At 69.7% G+C, this 21187-nt stretch carries 20 protein-coding genes; 8 read left to right on the top strand and 12 right to left on the bottom strand.

The features are described 5' to 3' along the window. Nucleotides 1-19: 19 nt before the first annotated feature. Nucleotides 20-889 carry a LuxR C-terminal-related transcriptional regulator gene (locus E0497_RS12460; protein ID WP_137725116.1) on the bottom strand — a complete coding sequence of 290 codons (870 nt, stop codon included), beginning with the start codon at nucleotides 887-889 and terminating at the stop codon, nucleotides 20-22. A 107-nt stretch (nucleotides 890-996) separates the two neighbouring features. Between E0497_RS12460 and E0497_RS12455 the strand changes: the two genes are divergently transcribed. Continuing rightward, a complete protein-coding gene (locus E0497_RS12455) occupies nucleotides 997-2631 on the top strand; it encodes an AMP-binding protein (RefSeq protein ID WP_137725115.1) in 1635 nt (544 codons plus the stop codon). Nucleotides 2632-2717: 86 nt separating this feature from the next. Here E0497_RS12455 and E0497_RS12450 read toward each other — a convergent pair whose 3' ends face one another. The 7 genes from E0497_RS12450 to E0497_RS12420 form a co-directional block, all read right to left on the bottom strand. Next, nucleotides 2718-3266 carry a hypothetical protein gene (locus E0497_RS12450; protein WP_137725114.1) on the bottom strand — a complete coding sequence of 183 codons (549 nt, stop codon included), beginning with the start codon at nucleotides 3264-3266 and terminating at the stop codon, nucleotides 2718-2720. A gap of 97 nt (nucleotides 3267-3363) precedes the next feature. Continuing rightward, nucleotides 3364-4161: an ABC transporter permease gene (locus E0497_RS12445; protein WP_137725113.1), complete on the bottom strand. Its 798-nt coding sequence runs from the start codon at nucleotides 4159-4161 to the stop codon at nucleotides 3364-3366. After that, nucleotides 4136-5041: a 2-aminoethylphosphonate ABC transporter permease subunit gene (locus tag E0497_RS12440; protein WP_137725112.1), complete on the bottom strand. Its 906-nt coding sequence runs from the start codon at nucleotides 5039-5041 to the stop codon at nucleotides 4136-4138. The genes E0497_RS12445 and E0497_RS12440 overlap by 26 nt, the downstream gene beginning before the upstream one ends. Beyond that, nucleotides 5038-6216 carry an ABC transporter ATP-binding protein gene (locus E0497_RS12435; protein WP_137725111.1) on the bottom strand — a complete coding sequence of 393 codons (1179 nt, stop codon included), beginning with the start codon at nucleotides 6214-6216 and terminating at the stop codon, nucleotides 5038-5040. Before E0497_RS12435 ends, E0497_RS12440 begins: the two co-directional genes overlap by 4 nt. Before the next feature lies 1 nt (nucleotide 6217). Then, a complete protein-coding gene (locus tag E0497_RS12430; protein ID WP_137725110.1) occupies nucleotides 6218-7279 on the bottom strand; it encodes a 2-aminoethylphosphonate ABC transporter substrate-binding protein in 1062 nt (353 codons plus the stop codon). Between the two features lie 45 nt (nucleotides 7280-7324). Beyond that, nucleotides 7325-8008, bottom strand: a complete 684-nt coding sequence (locus E0497_RS12425) for a phosphonatase-like hydrolase (RefSeq protein ID WP_137725109.1) — start codon at nucleotides 8006-8008, stop codon at nucleotides 7325-7327. A 15-nt stretch (nucleotides 8009-8023) separates the two neighbouring features. After that, nucleotides 8024-9151, bottom strand: a complete 1128-nt coding sequence (locus E0497_RS12420) for a TIGR03364 family FAD-dependent oxidoreductase (protein ID WP_137725108.1) — start codon at nucleotides 9149-9151, stop codon at nucleotides 8024-8026. A 158-nt stretch (nucleotides 9152-9309) separates the two neighbouring features. Here E0497_RS12420 and E0497_RS12415 point away from each other — a divergent pair, with 158 nt between their 5' ends. Further along, a complete protein-coding gene (locus tag E0497_RS12415) occupies nucleotides 9310-10011 on the top strand; it encodes a GntR family transcriptional regulator (protein ID WP_137725107.1) in 702 nt (233 codons plus the stop codon). 14 nt (nucleotides 10012-10025) lie between these two features. Here the strand turns inward: E0497_RS12415 and E0497_RS12410 are convergent, their stop codons facing one another. Then, nucleotides 10026-10343, bottom strand: coding sequence for a hypothetical protein (locus tag E0497_RS12410; protein WP_137725175.1), 318 nt, complete (start codon nucleotides 10341-10343; stop codon nucleotides 10026-10028). Between the two features lie 220 nt (nucleotides 10344-10563). Between E0497_RS12410 and map the strand changes: the two genes are divergently transcribed. Beyond that, on the top strand, nucleotides 10564-11421 hold the full coding sequence (gene map / locus E0497_RS12405; RefSeq protein WP_137725106.1) for a type I methionyl aminopeptidase: 858 nt from the start codon (nucleotides 10564-10566) through the stop codon (nucleotides 11419-11421). A 5-nt stretch (nucleotides 11422-11426) separates the two neighbouring features. Then, a complete protein-coding gene (locus tag E0497_RS12400; protein WP_137725174.1) occupies nucleotides 11427-12947 on the top strand; it encodes a cobyric acid synthase in 1521 nt (506 codons plus the stop codon). Here E0497_RS12400 and E0497_RS12395 read toward each other — a convergent pair. From E0497_RS12395 to E0497_RS12385, 3 genes are read right to left on the bottom strand one after another with little or no spacing between them, the layout of a single operon-like run. Continuing rightward, nucleotides 12928-13686 carry an ABC transporter permease gene (locus E0497_RS12395; RefSeq protein WP_137725105.1) on the bottom strand — a complete coding sequence of 253 codons (759 nt, stop codon included), beginning with the start codon at nucleotides 13684-13686 and terminating at the stop codon, nucleotides 12928-12930. The two genes, E0497_RS12400 and E0497_RS12395, sit on opposite strands and share 20 nt — an antisense overlap. Beyond that, on the bottom strand, nucleotides 13683-14597 hold the full coding sequence (locus E0497_RS12390) for an ABC transporter ATP-binding protein (protein ID WP_137725104.1): 915 nt from the start codon (nucleotides 14595-14597) through the stop codon (nucleotides 13683-13685). Before E0497_RS12390 ends, E0497_RS12395 begins: the two co-directional genes overlap by 4 nt. Next, nucleotides 14594-14959, bottom strand: a complete 366-nt coding sequence (locus E0497_RS12385; protein WP_421958341.1) for a GntR family transcriptional regulator — start codon at nucleotides 14957-14959, stop codon at nucleotides 14594-14596. The genes E0497_RS12390 and E0497_RS12385 overlap by 4 nt, the downstream gene beginning before the upstream one ends. 189 nt (nucleotides 14960-15148) lie before the next feature. On the opposite strand from E0497_RS12385, the gene E0497_RS12380 reads away from it, so the two are divergent. From E0497_RS12380 to E0497_RS12365, 4 genes are all read left to right on the top strand, one after another. Next, entirely contained in the window at nucleotides 15149-16411 is a 1263-nt protein-coding gene (locus E0497_RS12380) for a serine hydrolase domain-containing protein (protein ID WP_137725103.1), read from the top strand. A 41-nt stretch (nucleotides 16412-16452) separates the two neighbouring features. Further along, a complete protein-coding gene (locus E0497_RS12375) occupies nucleotides 16453-17019 on the top strand; it encodes an alpha/beta fold hydrolase (RefSeq protein WP_137725102.1) in 567 nt (188 codons plus the stop codon). A gap of 81 nt (nucleotides 17020-17100) precedes the next feature. Beyond that, a complete protein-coding gene (locus E0497_RS12370) occupies nucleotides 17101-19833 on the top strand; it encodes an aminotransferase class I/II-fold pyridoxal phosphate-dependent enzyme (protein ID WP_137725101.1) in 2733 nt (910 codons plus the stop codon). Between the two features lie 339 nt (nucleotides 19834-20172). Beyond that, entirely contained in the window at nucleotides 20173-21186 is a 1014-nt protein-coding gene (locus tag E0497_RS12365) for an isopenicillin N synthase family dioxygenase (RefSeq protein WP_137725100.1), read from the top strand. The last annotated feature ends 1 nt before the right edge of the window (nucleotide 21187 follow it).

The following is a 21187-nucleotide window of genomic DNA, read 5'->3' as shown; positions in this document are numbered from 1 at the left end:
GTTTCAGAAAACTCCGGTGTCAGGGGAGCAGCCGCAGCCGCCGGGCCGCGACGACGGCCTCCCGGCGGGAATGGGCGTCGAGCTTGCTCATCGCGCTGCGCAGATAGCTCTTCACCGTCTCCGGTTTGACCGAGAGGCGTTCGGCGATCTCGATGTTGGTGCAGCCGAGGGCGGCGTGCGCGAGGACGTCGAGTTCCCGCGTCGACAGCACCACGGCCGGGTGGGCCGGGTGCGGCGGCTGCGGGGAGCCGAGACCGGCGAGCCGCCCGGACAGGGCCCGCAGCCGTTCCTGCAGGTCGGGGTCGCCGATCATCTGGGCGATGCTGCGCAGTTCGGCGTGCACGTCGCGGATCTCCTCGGCGTCGGCGGCCGTGTGCACGGTCTGTTCGGACATGGCCGCGTCGAGCATGCGGACCCGGCGGTCCACCTCGTCGCGGATGGTGATCTCGCTGGTGAGGCGGCGTCCGGTCTGGATCATGACGTCGGTGAGCCGATCGCCGATCGGGCTGTTCTCGCGGACCGCGGCGTACACGACGGCCCGCGACGTGCCCTGCACGACGACGGGCACGGCCAGCACCGACTGCAGGCCCTCGGCGATCACCTGACGGTCGTAGTGGTGGGTGATCGACAGGTCGCGGCTGTAGTCGTGGATCGCGATCGGATTCTTCCGTTCGACGACGCGTCCCCCGAGCCCGGAACTCTCGGCGACGGCCAACCCCCGCAGCCCGTCGGTGAGGGTGCCGACGAATTCGCCCAGGTGCAGGGTGTTGTCCCGGACCTCGCCCCCGAACAGGACGGGCACGATGCCGGTGGCGGCAACCCTGCGGAGTTCGGAGCGCAGCGCATCCCGGTCGCGGGGCCGGAGCAGGGCCGTGGCGTCGGCGGGCATCCTGGTCACCCCTTTCCGGGGGTAGTCGTTCGACTCTGTGTCACGAAGCATATAGGTCGAATTCAGGCCCGATTTGTCCCTGGGCCCCGACACGACGAGGAGTGACGATGACCGTCGACACCACCGCCCGCGTGAGCGAACTGCTGGCGCAGTACGAGTCCCCGGAGGCGTGCGCCGCCGACCTGCTGTGTGACGGCCACCCTGCCGACGCGGTGGCGTTCACCGTCGTCGAATCCGATCTGTCGTCGCACGATCTGACGTACGGCTGGCTGCGCGGGGAGTCGACGCGGTTCGCGGCCGCACTCGCCGATCTGGGTGTCGAACCGGGCGACTGTGTGGCCACGCTGATGGGCAAGTCGGCGGAGATCGTCGTCGCGCTGCTCGGCATCTGGCGTCGTGGCGCGGTCCACGTGCCGCTGTTCACGGCGTTCGCACCGCCGGCGATCGCGTTCCGTGTCGAGGCCAGCAAGACCAAGGTCGTCATCGCCGACGCCGGTCAGGTCGCCAAGCTCGCGCCGGGCGGCGACATGCCGGAGAACCCGTCGTGGCGCACGATCGTCGTCGGTGGTGGCGACGACGTCGCCGAGGGTGTCCTGCGCTTCGAGGACCTGCTCGCGCAGTACCCGGCCGACGATCCGCGCGGCGCCGCGGTCGCACTCGGCGGCGACGCCCCCATCGTGCGACTGTTCACGTCCGGCACCACCGGCACCCCGAAGGGTGTCCCGGTGCCGATCCGCGCGCTCGCCGCGTTCCGCTCGTACATCGAGTGGGGTCTGGACGTGCAGGAGGACGACATCTTCTGGAACGCCGCCGACCCGGGCTGGGCGTACGGCCTGTACTATGCGCTGCTCGGCCCGATGGCCGCCGGTGTCCGCAGCATCCTGCTGCACTCGGGTTTCTCGGCCCCGCTCACCTGGAAGGTGATCGAGAAGTTCGGTGTCACCAACTTCGCGGCCGCCCCCACCGTGTACCGCAGCCTGCGCGCCGACGAGACCCCGGTGCCGGAGTCGGTGAAGCTGCGTCGCGCATCGTCCGCCGGTGAGCCCCTGACCCCCGACGTCATCGCGTGGTCGCAGGAGCAGCTGGGTGTGAAGGTCCACGACCAGTACGGCCAGACCGAGCACGGCATGTTCATCATCAACGCGTGGGCCGACGGCCTGTACGAGGACGTCGTCGCCGGGTCGATGGGCCGTCCGCTGCCGGGCTGGAGCTGCGCCGTCCTCTCCGACGAGTCCGACGAGATCAACCCGCCGCGCACCCCCGGACGGGTCGCCATCGACACCCACGCCAGCCCGCTCATGTGGTTCACCGGCTACAGCGACGACGCCGAGAAGACCGCCGCCCGCTTCAGCGAGGACGGCCGCTGGTACATCACCGGTGACGCCGGCCAGACCGACGAGGACGGCCGCTTCTTCTTCTCGTCCCGCGACGACGACGTCATCATCATGGCCGGCTACCGCATCGGCCCCTTCGACGTCGAAAGCGTCCTCGTCATGCACGACGACGTCGACGAGGCCGCTGTCGTCGGCATGCCCGACGAACTGCGCGGCGAGGTCCTCGAGGCGTTCGTGGTTCTCCGGAACGGTGCCCTGGGCACCGACGAGCTCGAGAAGGACCTGCAGCAGCTCGTGAAGAAGAAGTTCGCCGCCCACGCCTACCCGCGGACCGTGCACTTCGTCGAGAACCTCCCCAAGACCCCGAGCGGCAAGATCCAGCGGTTCCTGCTGCGCCAGGGTCAGTAGATCCGACCTCCGCGTTTTGCGCACTTGTCGCGTGTTTCCGCCACGGCGGACTCGCGACAAGTGCGCAAAACGCGAGGGGTGGGGGCTCAGGTATGTGAAGGCCGTCCGGGGTGCGTCCGGCTGCGACGCCGGTCGATCAGCGCGCCCCGGATACTCATCAGCACGCTCAGGCCCAGACCCCAGCCGACCATCGAGAGCATGATGCCGACACCGGACAGCCCGGTCGTGTCGTATGTCGCGGCCACACAGAACGCGGCCGCGAACCCGGCGGTCGTCCCGGCCGCCGCGGCCAGCCCGCCGGACCTCGCCCACCGGGACAGCTGCGCCGCAACGAAACACGCCGCCACCACCGTCACCCCGCACGCCACCACCTGCCAGGTGGGGAACGCGTTCGGTGCGGGCAGTCCGGGGCCCGGACCGTAGGCCGACCAGCTCAGCCAGCCCGCGCACGCCCCGAACCCCAGGGCGAATGCCGTCGCCGCGGTCGCCCACAGCCCCAACCGGCCCGCGCGGGGCCGGCTGTCGGTCCGTTCGACCCGCAGCACCGAGCGGATCACACCCGCCGCCACCAGCATCGGTACGCCGACGAAGATCGTGACGAGCCACAGGTACTGCGGCCAGGAGAAAGTGATCATGGCATCACTCTGACACGGCACCGAGCGCCCATTCCTACGCCGCCGCCGCGGGAACCCGCGTGTCGAGGCAAGGAATGGGCGCTGCGGCCGAACATGGTCAGCGGGCGGTGCCGCGTCCGCGGATGCGTCCGAGCACCAGCAGGGCCACGAGGGTGACGAGCAGCAGCATGGTGGTGTTCGCGGCGGCCTGGAACACCTGGCCGCGGTCGGTGAGCCCGAAGATGGCCACCGGCAACGTCTTCCACGTGGCCGGGTACACCATGATCGTGGCGCCGAGTTCGCCCATCGACAGGGCGACGGACAGACCCGCGGCCGCGCCGAGGGCCGGTACCAGCAGCGGCAGCGTGATCCGCAGCAGGACCCGGGCCGGTCCGGCGCCGAGGGATTCGGCGGCCTGCCGGTAGGCGGGGTCGAGGCGGTCGAGTGCCGCGGAGACGGAACTGAACGCGAACGCCAGCACCAGCACGGCGTGCGCGAGGATGACGATCCACTTGGTGCCGCCGAGCAGCAGTGGCCGCTCGTTGAACGCGATGAGCAGGCCCAGGCCGATCGCCACCGACGGCAGTGCCACCGGCAGGTGGAACACGGCGTCGGTGATCTTGCGCAGCCACACCGGGGCCTCGCGGGCCGCGAGCGCCGCCCACGTACCGACGACCAGCGCCAGCCCGCCCGCGATGATCGCGGTCTGCAGGCTCACCGACATGCTGGCCAGATTCTCGTCGGACAGGGCCGTCGACAGGTTCTTCGTCCCCAGGTTCGACGGCAGCGGTCCGGTCCACGCCCCGGCCAGCGCGGCGGCGATCACCGTGGCGATCGGGGCGACGAACACGACCGTGACGACGGCCGCGAAGAAGCCGAGGGTGAGGTACCTAGCGCGTCGGGTCCACAGCAGCACGGCTGCCTCCCATCAGTCGGGCGAACAGGAATCGGTAGCCGCCGTACAGGGCGAGCGACAGCGCCACCTGGACGGTCGCGATCACCGCGGCGCCGGGCAGGTCGAACGTGACGATGCCGTGCGTGTAGATGAGGACGGGCAGCGTCATGACGTCCTTCGCGCCGGTGAACAGCACGATGCCGAACTCGTTGAGCGTCAACAGCAGTACCAGCGATCCGCCGGCCATCATCGCGGGCCACGCCTCGGGCAGCACCACCTGGCGCAGCACCCGTAGCGGGGACGCGCCCAGGCTCGCAGCGACGTCCAGTTGGTCGCGGGGGATCTGCGAGAACGCCGCCAGCAGGGGGCGCACCACGAACGGGGTGAAGAACGTGATCTCCGCGGCGATCACCCCCCACGGGGTGTTCAGGAAGTTCAGCGGCCCCTCGTCGGCGCCGGTGAACCGGGTGATCAGCGCGTTGACCGCGCCGGCCGTGCCGTACAGGAACGTGAACGCGAGCGTCACCAGGAATGACGGCAGCGACAGGACCGTGTCGATCAGCCGGCCCACCACCTTCGAACCCGGGAACGGCACGAACGCGAGGATCAGCGCCAGGAACGTGCCCAGAATCAGGCAGCCGAGCGTGGAGGTGACCGCGATCTGGACGGTGCGCCACAGCGCATTCCGGAACGACGTCGACCCGAGCACCTCGGACCAGGTGGACCAGCCGCGGCCGGTGTCGGTGACGGTGGACTCGGCGAGCACCCGCGCCATCGGGTAGACGGCGAACCCGACCACCAGCAGCAGCGGCGGCAGCACCCACAGGCCGGCCCGCCACCGGGGCGGCTCGGGCCGCGCGGGCGGTGCGACGGCGGTGGGGGCGTCGAGCACGGCGGTCACGGGGCCGCCTTCGGGACGGGCACCAGCACGGCGCCGCGTTCGGGGAAGCGCATGCCGACCTCGGTGCCGACAGGACGCTCGTCGTGGCCGGGAACATCCACGTCGATCGGGGTCTCGGGCAGGCTGGGCAGCGCGATCGTCACGCGGGTCGAGGAACCGCGCCACACGCTCGCGACGATCCGGCCCGGCAGCGCGCCGCGCTCGGCGGGGTTGGTGAGGGTGATCGCGTGCGGGCGCAGGCACAGCAGTGCGCCGGCGTCCGACTCCCAGTCGTTGTGGCCGATCTCCGGCTGCGGGGCGTGCGCGGTGACGGGGGTGCCGCCCACCGACACCAGTGCCGACGTGCCGATGACGCGGGTCACGGTGGCCGGCATCAGGTTCGCGCCGCCCAGGAATGCGGCGGTGAAGCTGCTCGGCGGCCGCTTCCACAGGTTCTCGGTGGTGTCGATGTCGACGAGACGGGCGTCGCGCATGACGGCAATCCGGTCGGCGAGGGCGAGGGCCTCCGACTGATCGTGGGTGACGTACAGCATCGCGGTGTCCGGCAGCGCCGCCCGCAGCTCCTGCAGTTCGGTGAGCATCGACTGACGCAGCTGTGCGTCGAGGGCGGCGAGGGGTTCGTCGAGCAGCAGCACCTTGGGGCGGATCGCCAGCGCGCGGGCGATCGCGACACGCTGCTGCTGGCCGCCGGACAGCTCCCGCGGATACCGCTTGCCGTACACGGACATGCCGACCATCGCGAGGGCGTCGGACACCCGGCCCGCGATCTCGGAGCGCGGAACCCGGTGGGCGCGTAGGCCGAACGCGACGTTCTCGGCGACCCGCAGGTGCGGGAACAGGGCGTACGACTGGACGACGACGCCGATGCCGCGTTCGGCGGGCGGCAGATCGGTGATGTCCTCGCCGGCGAGGCGGACGGTACCCGACGTGGGCCGGTTGAAACCGGCCAGCGCCTTGAGGGCCGTCGACTTGCCCGAGCCGCTGGGGCCGAGCAGGGCGACGGTCTCGCCGCGGGCGACCTTCAGATTGAAGTCGATCAGAGCCCGGGTGGCCCCGGCTCCGCGGCCGTAGGCGACGTTGACGCGGTCGAACGTGATGGCGGGAAGGAGAGTGTCACTGTTCGTGTCGGTGGAGACAGCGGAGCGGAGGGACCGCCCGGACTCGAATCGTGCCATGTCAGTTACCGGTTGCCTTCTGGTAGTCGGCGATGTCCGCGTCCAGGGTGGCGAGGACGTCGTTCCAGTTCGGGGTCCACACGTCGACGCCGCTCACGAGACCGGTCGGGGAGGACGGGTCGGTCGAGGTGCCGGCGGCCTCGCGGACGTCGGTGCGGACGGAGACGCCGCGGGCCTGGTCGGCGACGGTCTTCTGCGCCTTCTCCGACAGCAGGTACGCCATGAGCTGCTTGGCCTCGTCCGAGTTGGGGGCGCCGGCGGCCAGACCCATCACGTAGGGCAGCGCGACGGTGGTGCGCGTGCCGTCCGCGCCGGCCGGGAAGAAGACGTCGAACGTGGAGCCGTCGTCCTTGATCGACGACAGGTTCATCTGGACGTCGCCGTTGGCGACGAGCAGCTCCCCGTTGCTGACCTTCGGCTGCAGTTTGCCGGTCGACGACGACGGTCCGACGTTGTTGGTCTGCAGTTTCGCCAGGTAGTCCAGCGCACCCTGCTTGCCCATGAGGTGCTGGAGCAGCAGCAGTACCGCGGTGCCGTCACCGGCCTGGCCGGGGGTGGAGTACTGCAGCTTGCCCTCGAACTGCTCGGTGAGCAGGTCGTCCCACGTCTTCGGGGCCGGATTCGCGCCCGGGTTCGCGATGAACGACAGGAAGTTGTCCACCACCGGGACGTAGTTGCCGTCGGGATCCTTCACGGCGTCCGGCACCGCGGAGGTGTCGATGCCGCTGGGCTGCAGCAGGCCCTGCGCGTCTGCCTTCTGGACGAACGGCGGCAGCGTGACGACGACGTCGGCCTGCGGATTGGACTGTTCCTTCTCGACCCGCGAGACCACCTCACCGGAGCCGGCCTCGACGAGGTTCACGGCGATCCCGGTCTCGGCGGTGAACGCCTCGAACTGCGGCTTGTACCAGGCGGCGAGACCGTCGGAGCTGTAGACGGTGACGGTCTCCCCGGAGGCGCCCGCGGCGGCGCCGGTGCCGCCGCACGCGGTGAGGGTGAGGGCGGTGGCACTCAGGGCGATCGTGGCGATTCCGATGCGGAAACGCTTGGTGTTCCTGCTCATTCGGAGGTTCCTGTCTCGGTGAGGTGGTCGTACGGGGAGGGAGGATCAGCGGGTCGCGAGGATCAGGTCGGCGAACTCGCGGACCGACGGCACCACGTGCGTCGGATCGGCGGCCCGCAGCTGCGCCTCGTCGTGTGCGCCGGTCAGGGCGCCTGCGACGATGCTCGCGCCGGCGCGGCGGCCGGTCGTGACGTCGCTGGCCGTGTCGCCCAGGACGGCAACGGCTTTCACGTCGTCGACACCCAGGCGCAGCAGCGCGGTGAGGACCAGGTCCGGGTAGGGGCGGCCGCGTCCGGCGTCGGCGGGGCACAGGGTCAGGTCGGCGAGGGTGTGCCAGCCGAGGGCGGCGAGCAGCTTGTCCTGCGTGGTGCGGCTGAAGCCGGTGGTCAGCGCGACCTGGACGCCGGCGTCGCGCAGCGCGGTGATCGCTTCGGCCGCACCGGGAATCGCGGTGGCGCCGCCTTCGTCGACGAGCCGGTCGTACTCGGCCTCGAACGCACGGTTCGCGGCCTGGGCGCGGTCCTCGTCGCCTCCGGTGAGGGCGCGGAACACGACGATCTTCGACTGTCCCATGGTGTCCTGGACGTACTGCCGGGCCGCGTCGGCCTCGGGGCCCGACTCGGGCAGGCCCGCAGCGGCGCCGGCGGCGGCGAACGCGCGGAGGACGAGACCGTCGTCGGCGACGGTGGTGCCGGCCATGTCGAGGACGGCGAGATCGATGCTGGTCATGGTGTGCTCCTGTGGCTAGAGGCCGAGCTGGTCGGCGGTGTGTTCGGCGAGGGCGGGTCCGAGGGTCATGCCGCGGCCACCCGGTCCGGCGACCACCCACACGTTGTCGGCGGGCTGCGCACGGTGCACGAGCGCTCCGGTGTCGAGGCACTGGCTGTAGACGCCGGCCCAGCGCTTGACGACCGGCGGCAGGTGCCGGCCCAGGAACTCCTCGACGACGCTGGTCAGGTGCCGGTACGGGGCCTCGTCGACGTCGAAGTCGAACGGCTCGTCGTACTCGTGGGTGTCGCCGATGGTCAGGCCGCCGTGCAGGCGCTGCACGCACAGCAGCTGCATGCGGTGCTCGGCGGCGGTGGGCTCCTGCGGCTGCGCGGCCCGCAGCGCGTCGAGTGCCGTGCCGGCGAACGCCGGGTAGTAGCGCAGGCTGTCGCCGTCGGCGATCGCGGTGGTCAGGGCCTCGCCGAGCGGCGCGGTCTGCATCATCTGCAGGCGCACGCGGCGCAGCGGCAGCTCACCGGCCAGGTCGCGGGCCAGGCCACCCAGGGCGGCACCCGGGCACACGATGACCAGGTCGGCGTCGAACGTGCGCTCGTGGTCGTCGCGGATGCGCACCCCGTGCTCGGTGCTGGTGATCTCGCGGGCCTCGGTACCGGCGTGGAACGTGTAGCGTCCGGTCGCCTCGAGATGACGACGGATCGCGGGCAGTGCGACACGGGACTCGACGGCGCCGTCGCGGGAGCAGTGCAGGCCCGCCAGGTACTTGCCGCGCAGCGCCGGGTTGATCGCACGGACGGCGTCCGGCTCGAGGAGTGAGAAGCCGCGGACGTCGGCGTCGGCCCGCGAGACCATGTCCTCGGCGACCGCGACCTCCTCGGGGGTGCGTAGCAGGGTGGTGGATCCGGCTGCGCGGAAACCGATCTCGGGTACCCGCTTACCCAGATCGGCCCATAGTTCACGGGACCGCAGGGCGGCATCGAGTTCGTGTTCGGCCCGGCCGGACACCCACACCAGACCGAAGTTGCGTACGGTGGCGCCGCGCGCTTCGAGTTCACGTTCGAGCTGGACGACCTCGTGTCCGCGGCGGATCGCCTCGTCGGCGTGTGCCGTTCCGAGGATTCCTCCACCCACAATTGCAATTCGCATGGGACACACCATGACCATTGGTCTAGACCAACTGGGGGACGTCGGGGAAACGGAAAATGAACAGTTGGTACAGACCGGAATCTGTGTACGCTGACGACCGTGAGTATCCTCGAAACTGCTGTGGCACTACCCGATTCGGTGCCCGTCGCGGGTATGTCATGACCGCCGAGTCCCTGCCCAAGCACTATCTGGTGCGCACCCACGTCGAGGATCTGCTCGCCGACCTGACCGAGGGCGACTCGGTGCCGGCCGAGCGGGAACTCGCCGTGCGCTGCGGTGTCTCCCGGGAAACCGTCCGGCAGGCGCTGCACGAACTGCTCGTCGCCGGCCGCGTCGAACGCAAGGGCCGCGGCACCGTCGTAGCCCGCCCGAAACTGGTGCAACCTCTGTCGCTCGGCTCGTACACCGAGGGCGCGCTCAGTCAGGGGCGGGAGCCGGGCCGCATCCTGGTGCGCTGGGAGGAGGTGGACGCCCACCCGGCGCTCGCCGACATCCTCGAGATCGGTGTCGGCGATCCTGTCGTCCACCTCGAGCGTGTCCTGCTCGCCGACGGCGAACGCATCGGCCTCGAGAGCACGTATCTACCGCACTACCGGTTCCCGGACCTGATCGACACGTTCGATCCCGAGACGTCCCTGTACGCGGCGGTCCGGACCCGTGGGATCATCTTCACCACCGCCACCGAACGCATCGAGACGGCACTGCCCACGCCGCGGGAGGCCGGCCTGGTCGACTCGAGCACCGCGATGCCCATGTTGAAACTGCACCGTGTCTCCCGCGACGCCGACGGCGTCCCCATCGAACGCGTGCGCTCGCTCTACCGCGGCGATCGGATGGCGTTCGTGACCGAACTGGGGTGATCACCCGTGGTGTGTCACTGCCCGACGAGTTCGATGGCGAGTCGGATGTAGAGGTTGACCTCCTCGACGACGTACAGCACGGCCAACTCCGAGGCCTCGCGGTGGTCGCTGCGGGTTGTCAATGTGATGCGGGGTGACTTCTCCGTGTCGTGCAGGGTCAGGTTCAGGTTCCTGCCTGCGCTCATGTGGGCGAACGCGCGTGCCCACTCGGGACGGATGTTCCCGTCCAGTTCGATGTCGAGGCGGACGATGTCGTCCTCGACGGTCGGGACGACCTTGCTGACCTTGACCGGAGCCCACCGATGTGCGGTGGCCCGCGACTGCTGGCCCATTGTCACTCTCACTTCTGATCAGGTTGACCGCTCACCATACCGACTTTCCTGGCAAAAGCATCCGCGCAGGTAGAGGCGGTATTCGGCCCGGAGTCGCGGCCGCAATGCGGACGTGCCGCAGTGTGTGAAGGATTCCGGTCGGTAGGCGGCAGGAATCCTTGACGAAACGGCGTGTCGTGCCGTGCTCGGGGAGCGCTGTGCTGCCGTCTACCCTGGACGCATGTCTGTGCGTACCGCCCTCGTTCCCGGAACCGTCTCGCCCACACTCGCCGTCCCGAAGGACATCGAGCGTCCCGAGTACGTGTGGAAGGCGACGGCCCGCGAGGGGAGCGAACCGTGGGTGCAGACGCCGGAGACGATCGAGAAGATGCGGGTCGCGAGCCGGATCGCCGCCCAGGCATTGGCCGAGGCCGGCAAGGCCGTCGCCCCGGGTGTCACCACCGACGAGTTGGACCGCATCGCCCACGAGTACATGTGCGATCACGGCGCGTACCCGTCGACGCTCGGCTACCGCGGTTTCCCCAAGTCGTGCTGCACGTCGCTCAACGAGGTCATCTGCCACGGGATCCCCGACTCGACGGTGGTCCAGGACGGCGACATCGTCAACATCGACGTCACCGCGTTCATCGACGGCGTCCACGGCGACACCAACGCCACGTTCCTCGCGGGGGACGTGTCCGAGGAGAACCGGTTGCTCGTCGAACGCACCCGCGAGGCCACGATGCGCGCCATCAAGGCCGTCAAGCCGGGCCGCGAACTCAACGTCATCGGCCGGGTCATCGAGTCGTACGCGAATCGCTTCGGCTACAACGTGGTCCGCGACTTCACCGGTCACGGCATCGGCGAAACCTTCCACAACGGCCTGGTGATCCTGCACTACGACCAGCCCAACGTCGACACGATCATCGAACCGGGCATGGTGTTCACGATCGAGCCGATGATCAACCTCGGCACCATCGACTACGACATCTGGGACGACGGCTGGACCGTCGTCACGAAGGACCGCACCTGGACCGCCCAGTTCGAGCACACCCTCGTGGTCACCGACGACGGCGCCGAGATCCTCACGCTGCCGTGACAGCCCTGACGGGTGCCCTGCTGGTCGCCGGCACCACGTCCGACGCCGGCAAGAGCGTTCTCACCGCCGGCCTGTGCCGGATGCTCGCCCGGCGCGGGGTGAAGGTGGCGCCGTTCAAGGCGCAGAACATGTCGAACAACTCCGTCGTCACCCTCGACGGCGGGGAGATCGGCCGGGCGCAGGCGCTGCAGGCGCGGGCGTGCGGCCTCGAACCCAGCGTCCGGTTCAACCCGGTCCTCCTCAAGCCGGGCGGGGACCGCACGTCGCAGCTCGTGGTCCGCGGCCGGGCCGTCACCACCGTCGGCGCCCGCGACTACATCACCCACCGGCAGTGGCTGCGCGAGATCGTCGCCGACGAACTCGCCTCGCTGCGTGACGAATTCGACGTCGTCGTCTGCGAGGGTGCCGGGTCACCCGCCGAGATCAACCTGCGGGCCACCGACCTCGCGAACATGGGTCTCGCGCGGGCCGCGAACCTGCCGGTGATCGTGGTCGGCGACATCGACCGGGGGGGAGTGCTCGCGCACCTGTTCGGCACCGTCGCCGTCCTCGAACCCGAGGACCAGGCCTTGATCGCCGGATTCGTGATCAACAAGTTCCGCGGCGACGTGAGCCTGCTCGAACCCGGTCTCGAGCAACTCGAGAAGCTCACCGGACGCCCCACCCTCGGGGTGCTGCCGTTCGCCGAGGACCTGTGGCTCGACGCCGAGGACTCGCTCGGTGTGGTCGGCGATGCCCCCGTCGGCCGGCCCGGCCCGCCGATCGGCGACGAGTGGCTGCGGGTCGCCGCGATCCGGCTGCCGCGGATCTCCAACTCCACCGACGTCGAGGCCCTCGCGTGCGAGCCCGGCGTCGCGGTGCACTGGGTGAGCGAACCGTCCCGCCTGGCCGACGCCGACCTCGTCGTGCTGCCCGGCAGCAAGTCCACCGTCACCGACCTGGAGTGGTTGCGGCGCAGCGGAATCGCCGACGCCCTCACCGCCCGGGCCGCGAACGGCGGCGCGATCCTCGGTATCTGCGGCGGCTACCAGATGCTCGGCTCCGTGATCGACGACGGCGTCGAATCCGGGGCCGGCAGCGTTCCCGGGCTGGGCCTGCTCGACCTCGAGATCGAGTTCTCCCCCGACAAGGTCCTCGCCCAGGTGACCGGCGACGTGGACGGAATCCCGGTGCGCGGCTACGAGATCCACCACGGTCGCGTCCGTCGCACCGGTGATGCGCCGCTGCTGACAGCGTCCGACGGCACCAAGGAGGGCAGTGTCCGCGGCAGTGTCCGCGGCACCCACTGGCACGGCATCCTCGAGAACGACGCGTTCCGTCGACGATTCCTCACCGAGATCGCGGAGCGGTCCGGTCGCACCGGCTTCCGGGTCGCCCCCGGTACCGACGTCGCGGCCGTCCGGGAGGCGCAGTTGGACCTGCTCGCCGACCTCGTCGAAACCCACCTGGACGTGGACGCGATCGGCGCGCTGCTGTCCGGCAGTGCACCGATCGCTCGGCCCACGATCAGGTCGTCGACCGCCTGAGCACACCCCAGGCGGCGGCGAACACGGCCAGTGTCACCGCTACCGGGAGGCCGACGAGCACGACGGCCCGCGGCGTGTCGGCGAACCACGACGTCACCGCCGGCCACCACCGGGCCCAGGTCACCACGATCGCGGCGCCGCCGAACACGACGATCGACGCGATCCCCGCGATCGTCAGGCCGAGCGCCCGCCACCGCTGGAAGACGGCCCCGGCCGCCGTCGCGATCGCGGTGGTCAGCAGCAGTGTCGCGAAGTAGCCGAGGAACTGCAGCAACGACGAGTCCGTCACCCACCGGAGTACCCCGAACATCCGCAGGCGCACACCCCAGCCGTCGGTGGCGGCCTCGATCACCGACAGCACCTGGACCATCCCGGCGAACAGGGCGGACTGCGCGACCGCGACGAGGCCGGTGGCCACGAAGAACTCCCGCCGGGTCACCGACAATCCGAGGTAGAACGGGAACGTCTGCGTCACCGCCTGCACGTAGAACGCGACGACGAACCCGTACAGCGCGAGGATGGCGCCGGTGCCCTGCGTCGATCCGTCCGTGTCGATCAGGGCCTGGATCGTGTAGTTGATCGCGAACGTGACCGCGACGATCGCGACGGGGACCGCGATCAGCAGGGGCCACGCCACGACGTGGATGCGGGCGACGTCCAGGATGCGTGGCAGGCCGGACCGTCCGGGCCGGTGCGTCGTCGGGGGTGCCGCCGTGGAAGATGTCGTCGTCGGGATCATCGGTTCGTCTCCTTCGCGGGAGTGGTGTCGACGGCGTCACGAATGGTGATCTGCTGCAACGACACCGGAGCCAGTTCGACGCCGAGGCGGGCGGCCTCGGCGCGGGCCGTCCCGGTCACGTCACCGCGCAGCGTCGCCCGGGCGAACGGTCCCGACGCCTCCCGGTGCAGCACCGTCCACCCGTCGGCGAACGCGTCGACGGCGTCGGTGCGGCCGGTGGCCAGGACGTGCCGGCTCCGGAGTTCGTCGGTGTCGGAGTCGATCACCACCCGCCCGCGGTCCATCACGAGGACGTGTTCGAGGAGGTCGGCGACCTCGTCGACGAGATGGGTGGACAGCAGGATCGTGCGCGGATGCTCGGCGTAGTCGGCGAGCAGTCGGTCGTAGAACAGCTGCCGGGCCGCCGCGTCCAGGCCCAGGTACGGCTCGTCGAAGATGGTGAGCGGTGCCCGGGACGCGAGGCCGACGACGATGCCCAGCGCCGACGTCATACCGCGGGAGAGTTTCTTGACCCGGCGCCGGCCGGGGAGTTCGAAGTCGTCGAGCAGGCGTCCGGCGAACGCGGAATCCCAGTGCGGGAGCAGCAGTTCCGCGGCGGTGACGACGTGCGCTACGCGCAGGTCGTCCGGGTACCGCTGTGCCTCCTTGACGAAGCACACGTTCCGCAGGACGTCGGCGTTCTCGAACGGTGCGCCGCCGAACACCGAGACCTCTCCGGCCGTCGGAAAGTCCTGTCCCGTCAGGATCTTCATGAGCGTGGACTTGCCGGCACCGTTGCGGCCGAGCAGTCCGTAGATCGTGCCGGCCGCGAGGTCGAACGAGACGTCGTCGAGGGCGGTGACGTCGCCGTACCGGCGGCCGACGCCGCGTACCGACACGATCGGGTCGCGGCCCGGGCTGTGGCTGGTCATGTTCGGTCCTCCCAGGTGTCCAGCATGGATTTGAGTTCGGCGATGCTCATCCCGAGCTTGTCGGCTTCCCGGACGAGCGGTGCCAGATATTGCGCGGCGAACTGGTCGCGCCGACGTGCGCGGAGTGTGTCGCGTGCTCCGACGGTGACGAACATGCCGATGCCCCTTCGCTTGTGGAGAATCCCGTCGGCGACGAGTTGGTTGAGTCCCTTCGCCGCGGTGGCGGGGTTGATGCGGTGGAAGCCCGCGAGTTCGTTGGTGGACGGCGCCTGCGCATCTTCCGCGAGCGAACCGTCGACGATCGCGTTCTCGACCAGCTCGGCGACCTGCTGGAAGAGCGGTTTCCCGTCCTCGTTCAGCACTGCGGCACCACCACCCCGAGGCTGGTTGGTTCATTACTCATGTAATGAACCATAGAAGTCGGGGTGGGTGCGGTCAACAGGCGACCGACAGGTGCCGCCGATCGGGTTCGTTCGTTCCCGGTTCGCGGGCCTGCCCGGACGCATAGGCTGCGGGACGACGTCCGAGACTCGACGGCGAGGAGATACGACGTGCGCACCGACCCCCGTACATCCGTGACCGTCCGGTTCGTCGGGGGTGCCGCGGCCGCGGTACTCGTCCTCACCGGCTGCTCGTCGAACGAGCCGGCGACGGAGCCGTCGAGCGAGACCACCACGGCCACGTCGCAGAGCGTCGCCGCCACGACGACGGTCGCGTTGAACACGCTGGACGCCACCGCGCTCAACGACGTCGTCACCCGGGTCGCGAAGGATCTGCAGATTCCCGGTGCGGTCGCGATCCTCAAGACCCCGGACAGCAACCTGACGGTCACGTACGGCACCGGCACGATCGGGCAGAGTGTCCCGGTCGACACCGCCGAGCACATCCGGATCGGGTCGAACACCAAGACCATGACCGGCACCGTGATCCTGCAACTGGTGCAGGAGGGCAAACTCGCCCTCACCGACCCGGTGTCGACATACCGGCCGGACGTGCCGAACGGCGAGAACATCACGATCGAGCAGCTGCTGAACATGCGCAGTGGACTGTTCGACTACAGCGAGACCGCGGAACTCAACCAGACCCTCGACGACGATCCCGGCAAGCAGTGGACGCCCGACGAGCTGCTGGCGCTCGCGTTCGCGCACCCGCCGTACTTCCCGCCCGGCGAGGGCTACCACTACTCCAACACCAACACCGTGCTGCTCGGCCTCATCGCCGAGGATCTCGACGACAAACCGCTGCAGAAGATCTTCCAGGCCAGGCTGTTCGGTCCGGCCGGGTTGACGGGGACGTCGTTCCCGGACGCCGCCGACAGTTCGGTCCCGGCCCGGCATCCGCAGGGTTACGTGTTCGGCACCAACATGGACACGCTCACCGATCCGGCGTTGCCGGAGGCCATGCAGGCGGCGGCGAAGGACGGCACCCTGCAGCCCGCGGACGTCACCGACGTCAACCCGTCGTGGGCGTGGGCGGCGGGCGCCGCGATCTCCACCGCGACCGACCTCGTCACGTGGGTGCAGGCGCTCGTGGGCGGGCAACTGCTGAGCAAGGACATGCAGGAGCGTCGGCTCGCGAGCCTGCAGCCCACCGGACCCGATCCGGCGGCTGCCCAATACGGTTGGGGCATCGCGAAAATGGGTCCGATGCTCGGGCACACCGGGGAGCTGCCCGGCTTCAACTCGTTCATGGGCCACGACCCCGATGCCAAGGTGACGCTGGTGGTGTGGGCCAACCTCGCGCCCGCCGCGAACGGGCAGGATCCGGCGACCGCGATGGCCAAGGAGATCATCGGCAAGCTCTATCCCGCATAGGGATCCGGATTCGAGATGTGCATCGCGTACCGTTTCCGGTCATGGAGTCGACGAGCGTTGCTGTGGGAACCGGGTCCGTGACCGTCCGAATCGCGGGGCCGGAGAGCCGGCACACCGTGTTACTGCTGCCGGACGCCGGCGACCCGAGCGACGTGTTCGACGCCGTCTGCGCGCGCCTGCACGATTCGGATCTGCGGACCGTCGTCCCCGAGTCCGTCGACGGCCTGGACGTGCCGTCGGTGATCGCGCTGCTCGACGAGTTGAAGCTGCCGTGGGTCAACCTCGTCGGCGCCGGAACGGGCGCGGAGCTGGCGTGGCAGCTCGCGGCCCGCACGTTCGGACGGTTCGCGAGCCTGATCGTCGCCGACCGCGGGCATCCGGCGGCGCCGAGCGTCGACGGCACCGTCCTGGACGCGGTGTGCCCGGCCGTCGAACTGCCCACCACCCTCGTCGTCGGCAGTTCCCTGGGCCGCGCGTGCGCCGACGTCACCGGCCGCTACGTGTACTCCGACTTCCGGGTCGTGCAACTCGACGGCGTCGACAACGTGCCGGCGAAGGCCGCCGCCGAGCTGGCCACCGAGATCGTGTTGCGCACCGGCTCCTGGTAGCCCCGGCTTCCGGCAGTTCCCGTCCTTGCCACGCCAGGTCCGGGGGAGCACGCTGGGTGGAGACGCTCGAGGAGGCTCGAGATGGCTGACGTGAATCCGCGTGCCTACAACAGTGTGTGGCAGTTCCGGGCCGACGCCTGGTGTCGGCTCGAGGAGGCGAGTGCACATCTGGCCGGTGCCGCCGCCCGCGGCTCGCCCGTCGACGACCTGCGCGACGGTGTCGAGGGCCTGATCGGCAGGCTACGGCCCCTCGAACGGTACTGGGCGTTTCCGGGCACCCGCACGTTCGGTCAGGTCCAGCGGCTGTTCGCGGCCGGCGCCTACGAGCGGCTGGCCCGGACCGTCACCCGGATCAACCGGGCACTGGTCACCGGCGCCTACCGCAGCGGTGCCCTCGTCGTCCCGGTCGACGGGGACCACGACCTGCTCGGGACGGACACCCCACCGGGCCCCGAGGAACACGTCGAGCACCCCGACCGTCCGTACTTCGAGGTCCTCGTCGTCGGCGCGATGAACGATCGGCAGGAGCAGGCGTTGCGCCGCGAACTGCGATCGTGGCGGCGTCCCGACGACCAGTTCGTGTACGAGCTCGTCGTCGTCGGCAGCGGCGACGACGCCGTCATCGCCGCCCGGCTGAACGTGAACCTGCAGGCGTGCGTGATACGCCGCCGGTTCCACCACCGGTCCCGGCAGGACCTCACCGGTGTCGCCGACTTCATCTACTCGGGGGTCGCGGAGAAACTGGCGCACCACCCGCCGGAGGAACGGACCCGGATCCTCGCCGGTGAACTCACCGACACCCGCCCCGAACTCGACCTGTACCTGATGACGGAGATCGCCGTCGAGGACACCGCCGGGCGGCTCGGCCAGTACTTCCGACGCGTCTTCCACGCCGGGGAGGGTTCCCTCGACCTGCATCTGAGCCTGCTCGAGGGGGTCGACGCCCGCTACCGGACCCCGTTCTTCAGTGCGCTGCGCGAGTACAGCCACCGCCCGACCGGGGTGTTCCACGCGCTGCCGATCTCGCAGGGCAAGTCGATCGTCAACTCGCACTGGATCTCCGACATGGTCGACTTCTACGGGCTCGAGGTGTTCCTCGCCGAGACGTCCGCGACGTGCGGGGGACTGGACTCGCTGCTCGAGCCGACCGGTCCGCTGCGCGACGCGCAGGCGCTGGCGGCGAAGACGTTCGGGGCGCGGCAGACGTACTTCGTCACCAACGGCACCTCGACCGCCAACAAGATCGTCGTGCAGGCGCTCGTCGGCCCCGGCGACATCGTCCTCGTCGACCGGAACTGTCACCAGTCGCACCACTACGGGCTGATGCTCGCCGGCGCGCAGGTCACGTACCTGGACGCGTATCCGCTCAGCGGCTATTCGATGTACGGCGCGGTTCCGTTGCGGGAGATCAAGTCCCGGCTCCTCGCGTTGCGCGGCGCGGGCAAACTCGACCGCGTCAAACTGGTGATGCTCACCAACTGCACGTTCGACGGCATCATCTACGACGTCGAACGCGTCATGGAGGAATGCCTCGCGATCAAACCGGATCTGGTGTTCCTGTGGGACGAGGCGTGGTTCGCGTTCGCCCGTTTCCATCCGGTCTACCGCACCCGCACCGCGATGCACGCCGCCGGTGCCGTCCGGGAACGGCTGCGCGACCCCGACTACCGGGCCGCGTACGCCGACCACGCCGAGCGGATCCGCGGCGCCGACGACGACACCCTGCTCGGGACGCGACTGCTGCCCGACCCCGCCCGCACCCGCGTCCGGGTGTACGCCACCCAGTCCACCCACAAGACGTTGACGTCGCTGCGGCAGGGCTCGATGATCCACGTCTTCGACCAGGAGTTCGAGCAGAAGGTGGAGGAGACGTTCCACGAGGCGTACATGGCGCACACGTCCACCTCCCCGAACTACCAGATCCTCGCGTCCCTCGACATCGGCCGCCGCCAGGCCGACCTCGAGGGCGCCGAACTGGTGCAGAAGCAGGTCGAGAACGCGATGCAGTTGCGGGACGCCATCGACGGGCACCCGCTGCTCAGCAAGTACATGCACTGCCTGTCGACCGCCGAGATGATCCCGGACCGGTTCCGGCCCGCACACATCGACCAGCCGTTGCGCGGCGGCCTACGCGACATGGTCAGCGCGTGGGCGTGCGACGAGTTCGTGCTCGACCCGTCCCGCGTCACGCTGTACATCGGCGACACCGGCATCGACGGCGACACGTTCAAACGCGCCGAACTGATGGACCGGTACGGCGTCCAGATCAACAAGACGTCCCGCAACACGGTGCTGTTCATGACCAACATCGGCACCACCCGCAGTTCGGTCGCGTACCTCGTGGAGGTGCTGGTGAAGTTCGCGCACGAACTCGACGACCGGCTCGCCGACATGTCGATCACCGAACGGGCGCTGCACGAGGCGGCGGTGGCGCGGCTGACCAGCCCGGTGGCGCCGCTGCCGGACTTCAGCGGATTCCACCCGATCTTCCTCGAAGGGGGAAGCAGTGCAATGACTCTCGACGGTGACGTGCGGCGTGCGTTCTTCCTGGCGTACGACGAGACCCGCTGCGAGTACCTGACGTCCGACGACGTCGACGATGCCCTCGAGGCGGGCCGGTCGGTGGTGTCCGCGACGTTCGTCACCCCGTACCCGCCGGGGTTCCCGGTGCTGGTGCCCGGTCAGGTGTTCAGCCGGCAGATCCTGTCGTTCCTCCGCAGCCTCGACACCCCCGAGGTACACGGCTACCGCCCGCACCGCGGTTTCCGCGTCTACACGGCCAAGGCCCTCGAGATGGCCGAGCACCCGCAGTGACCGTTCGGCGCACCACCGTCGCCGTTCGTCGCCGTGCGTATACGCAAAATTCGACACCGACGGTGTCCACGCGTTAGCCTGCTTCCGGCGGTACGTCCGATTTCGGGTACCGGTTCACGATCTCGTCCGGGAAGGGCACCGATGCGCGGCTTCGCAGCAACCGACGCCACCATGCGAATGCATGGCCGGTGCTGTTGCATGCGCCGGCGCTGAGACGAGACGACGCGCGGCGGTCCATCCCGGATCGCCCCGCATCCGAAGTGTGAATCCTTCCCATCGGGCACCCACGTCGCAGCGCGAGAACACCTGACGGTGCCCGTGGGGAAAGGATCTCCAGTCATGTCCGCCCACGTACTCCCGATCATCGACCTGAAGAACCTCGACGTCGACGCCCTGCGCCGGGTCACCCACGAAATCGGGTTCTTCTACCTCACCGGTCACGGCATCGACCAGCAGCTCACCGACGACCTCATCGCCGCGGCCCGCGAATTCTTCGCGCTGCCCGCCGCCGACAAGCTCGAGATCGAGAACAGCAACTCCCCGCACTTCCGCGGCTACACCCGCGTCGGCGGCGAACGCACCCAGGGCTACATCGACTGGCGCGAACAACTCGACATCGGCCCCGAACGCGCCGCCGTCGACCCGATCGACCCGGCCCGCCCGTGGGACGTCCTGCACGGACCCAACCTGTGGCCGACGGCCGTCCCGCGGCTGCGGGAACTGGCCCTCGAGTGGTCGAGTCAGGCGCAGGACGCCGGTCTGCGGCTGATCAGCGGCTGGGCGCAGTCCCTCGGGGCGCCCGCCGACTTCTTCGCCGCCGCCTTCGCCGACCCCGACCCGCTGCTCAAGATCGCCCGCTACCCGGGTCACGACGGCTCCGTCACCGACCAGGGTGTCGGTAGCCACAAGGACGTCGGCGCGCTGACCCTGCTGTACCCGGAGCCCACCAGCGGTGGTTTCCAGGTGGAAACAACTGTTCCGGGAGGCGGCACGGCCTGGCTGGATGTCGCCCCGCTGCCCGGACATCTGCTCGTCAACATCGGCGAACTGCTCGAGGTCGCCACCGGCGGCTACCTCAAGGCCACCGTGCACCGTGTGCGCCCGCCGGCCGCCGGCACCGACCGGGTGTCGCTGCCGTTCTTCCTCAACCCCGGCTACGACCAGGCCCTGCCCGTCGTGCCGCTGCCGCCCGAACTCGCCGCCGAGGCCGCCGGCGTCGGACCCGACCAGCACGGCGGCACCCTGCACGCCCGCTACGGACTCAACGCCCTCAAGTCGCGGCTGCGCGCCCACCCCAACGTCACCGAGCGGTACCACCGCGACCTGCAGGGCCTCCCCGCCCTGCGCGGCTGAC

It is taken from the genome of Prescottella subtropica, from assembly GCF_005434945.1.
GTDB classification, from domain to species: Bacteria; Actinomycetota; Actinomycetes; order Mycobacteriales; family Mycobacteriaceae; genus Prescottella; species Prescottella subtropica.
Note: the sequence above shows the minus strand (reverse complement) of the source record. Positions and strands in the feature narration are given on the sequence as shown.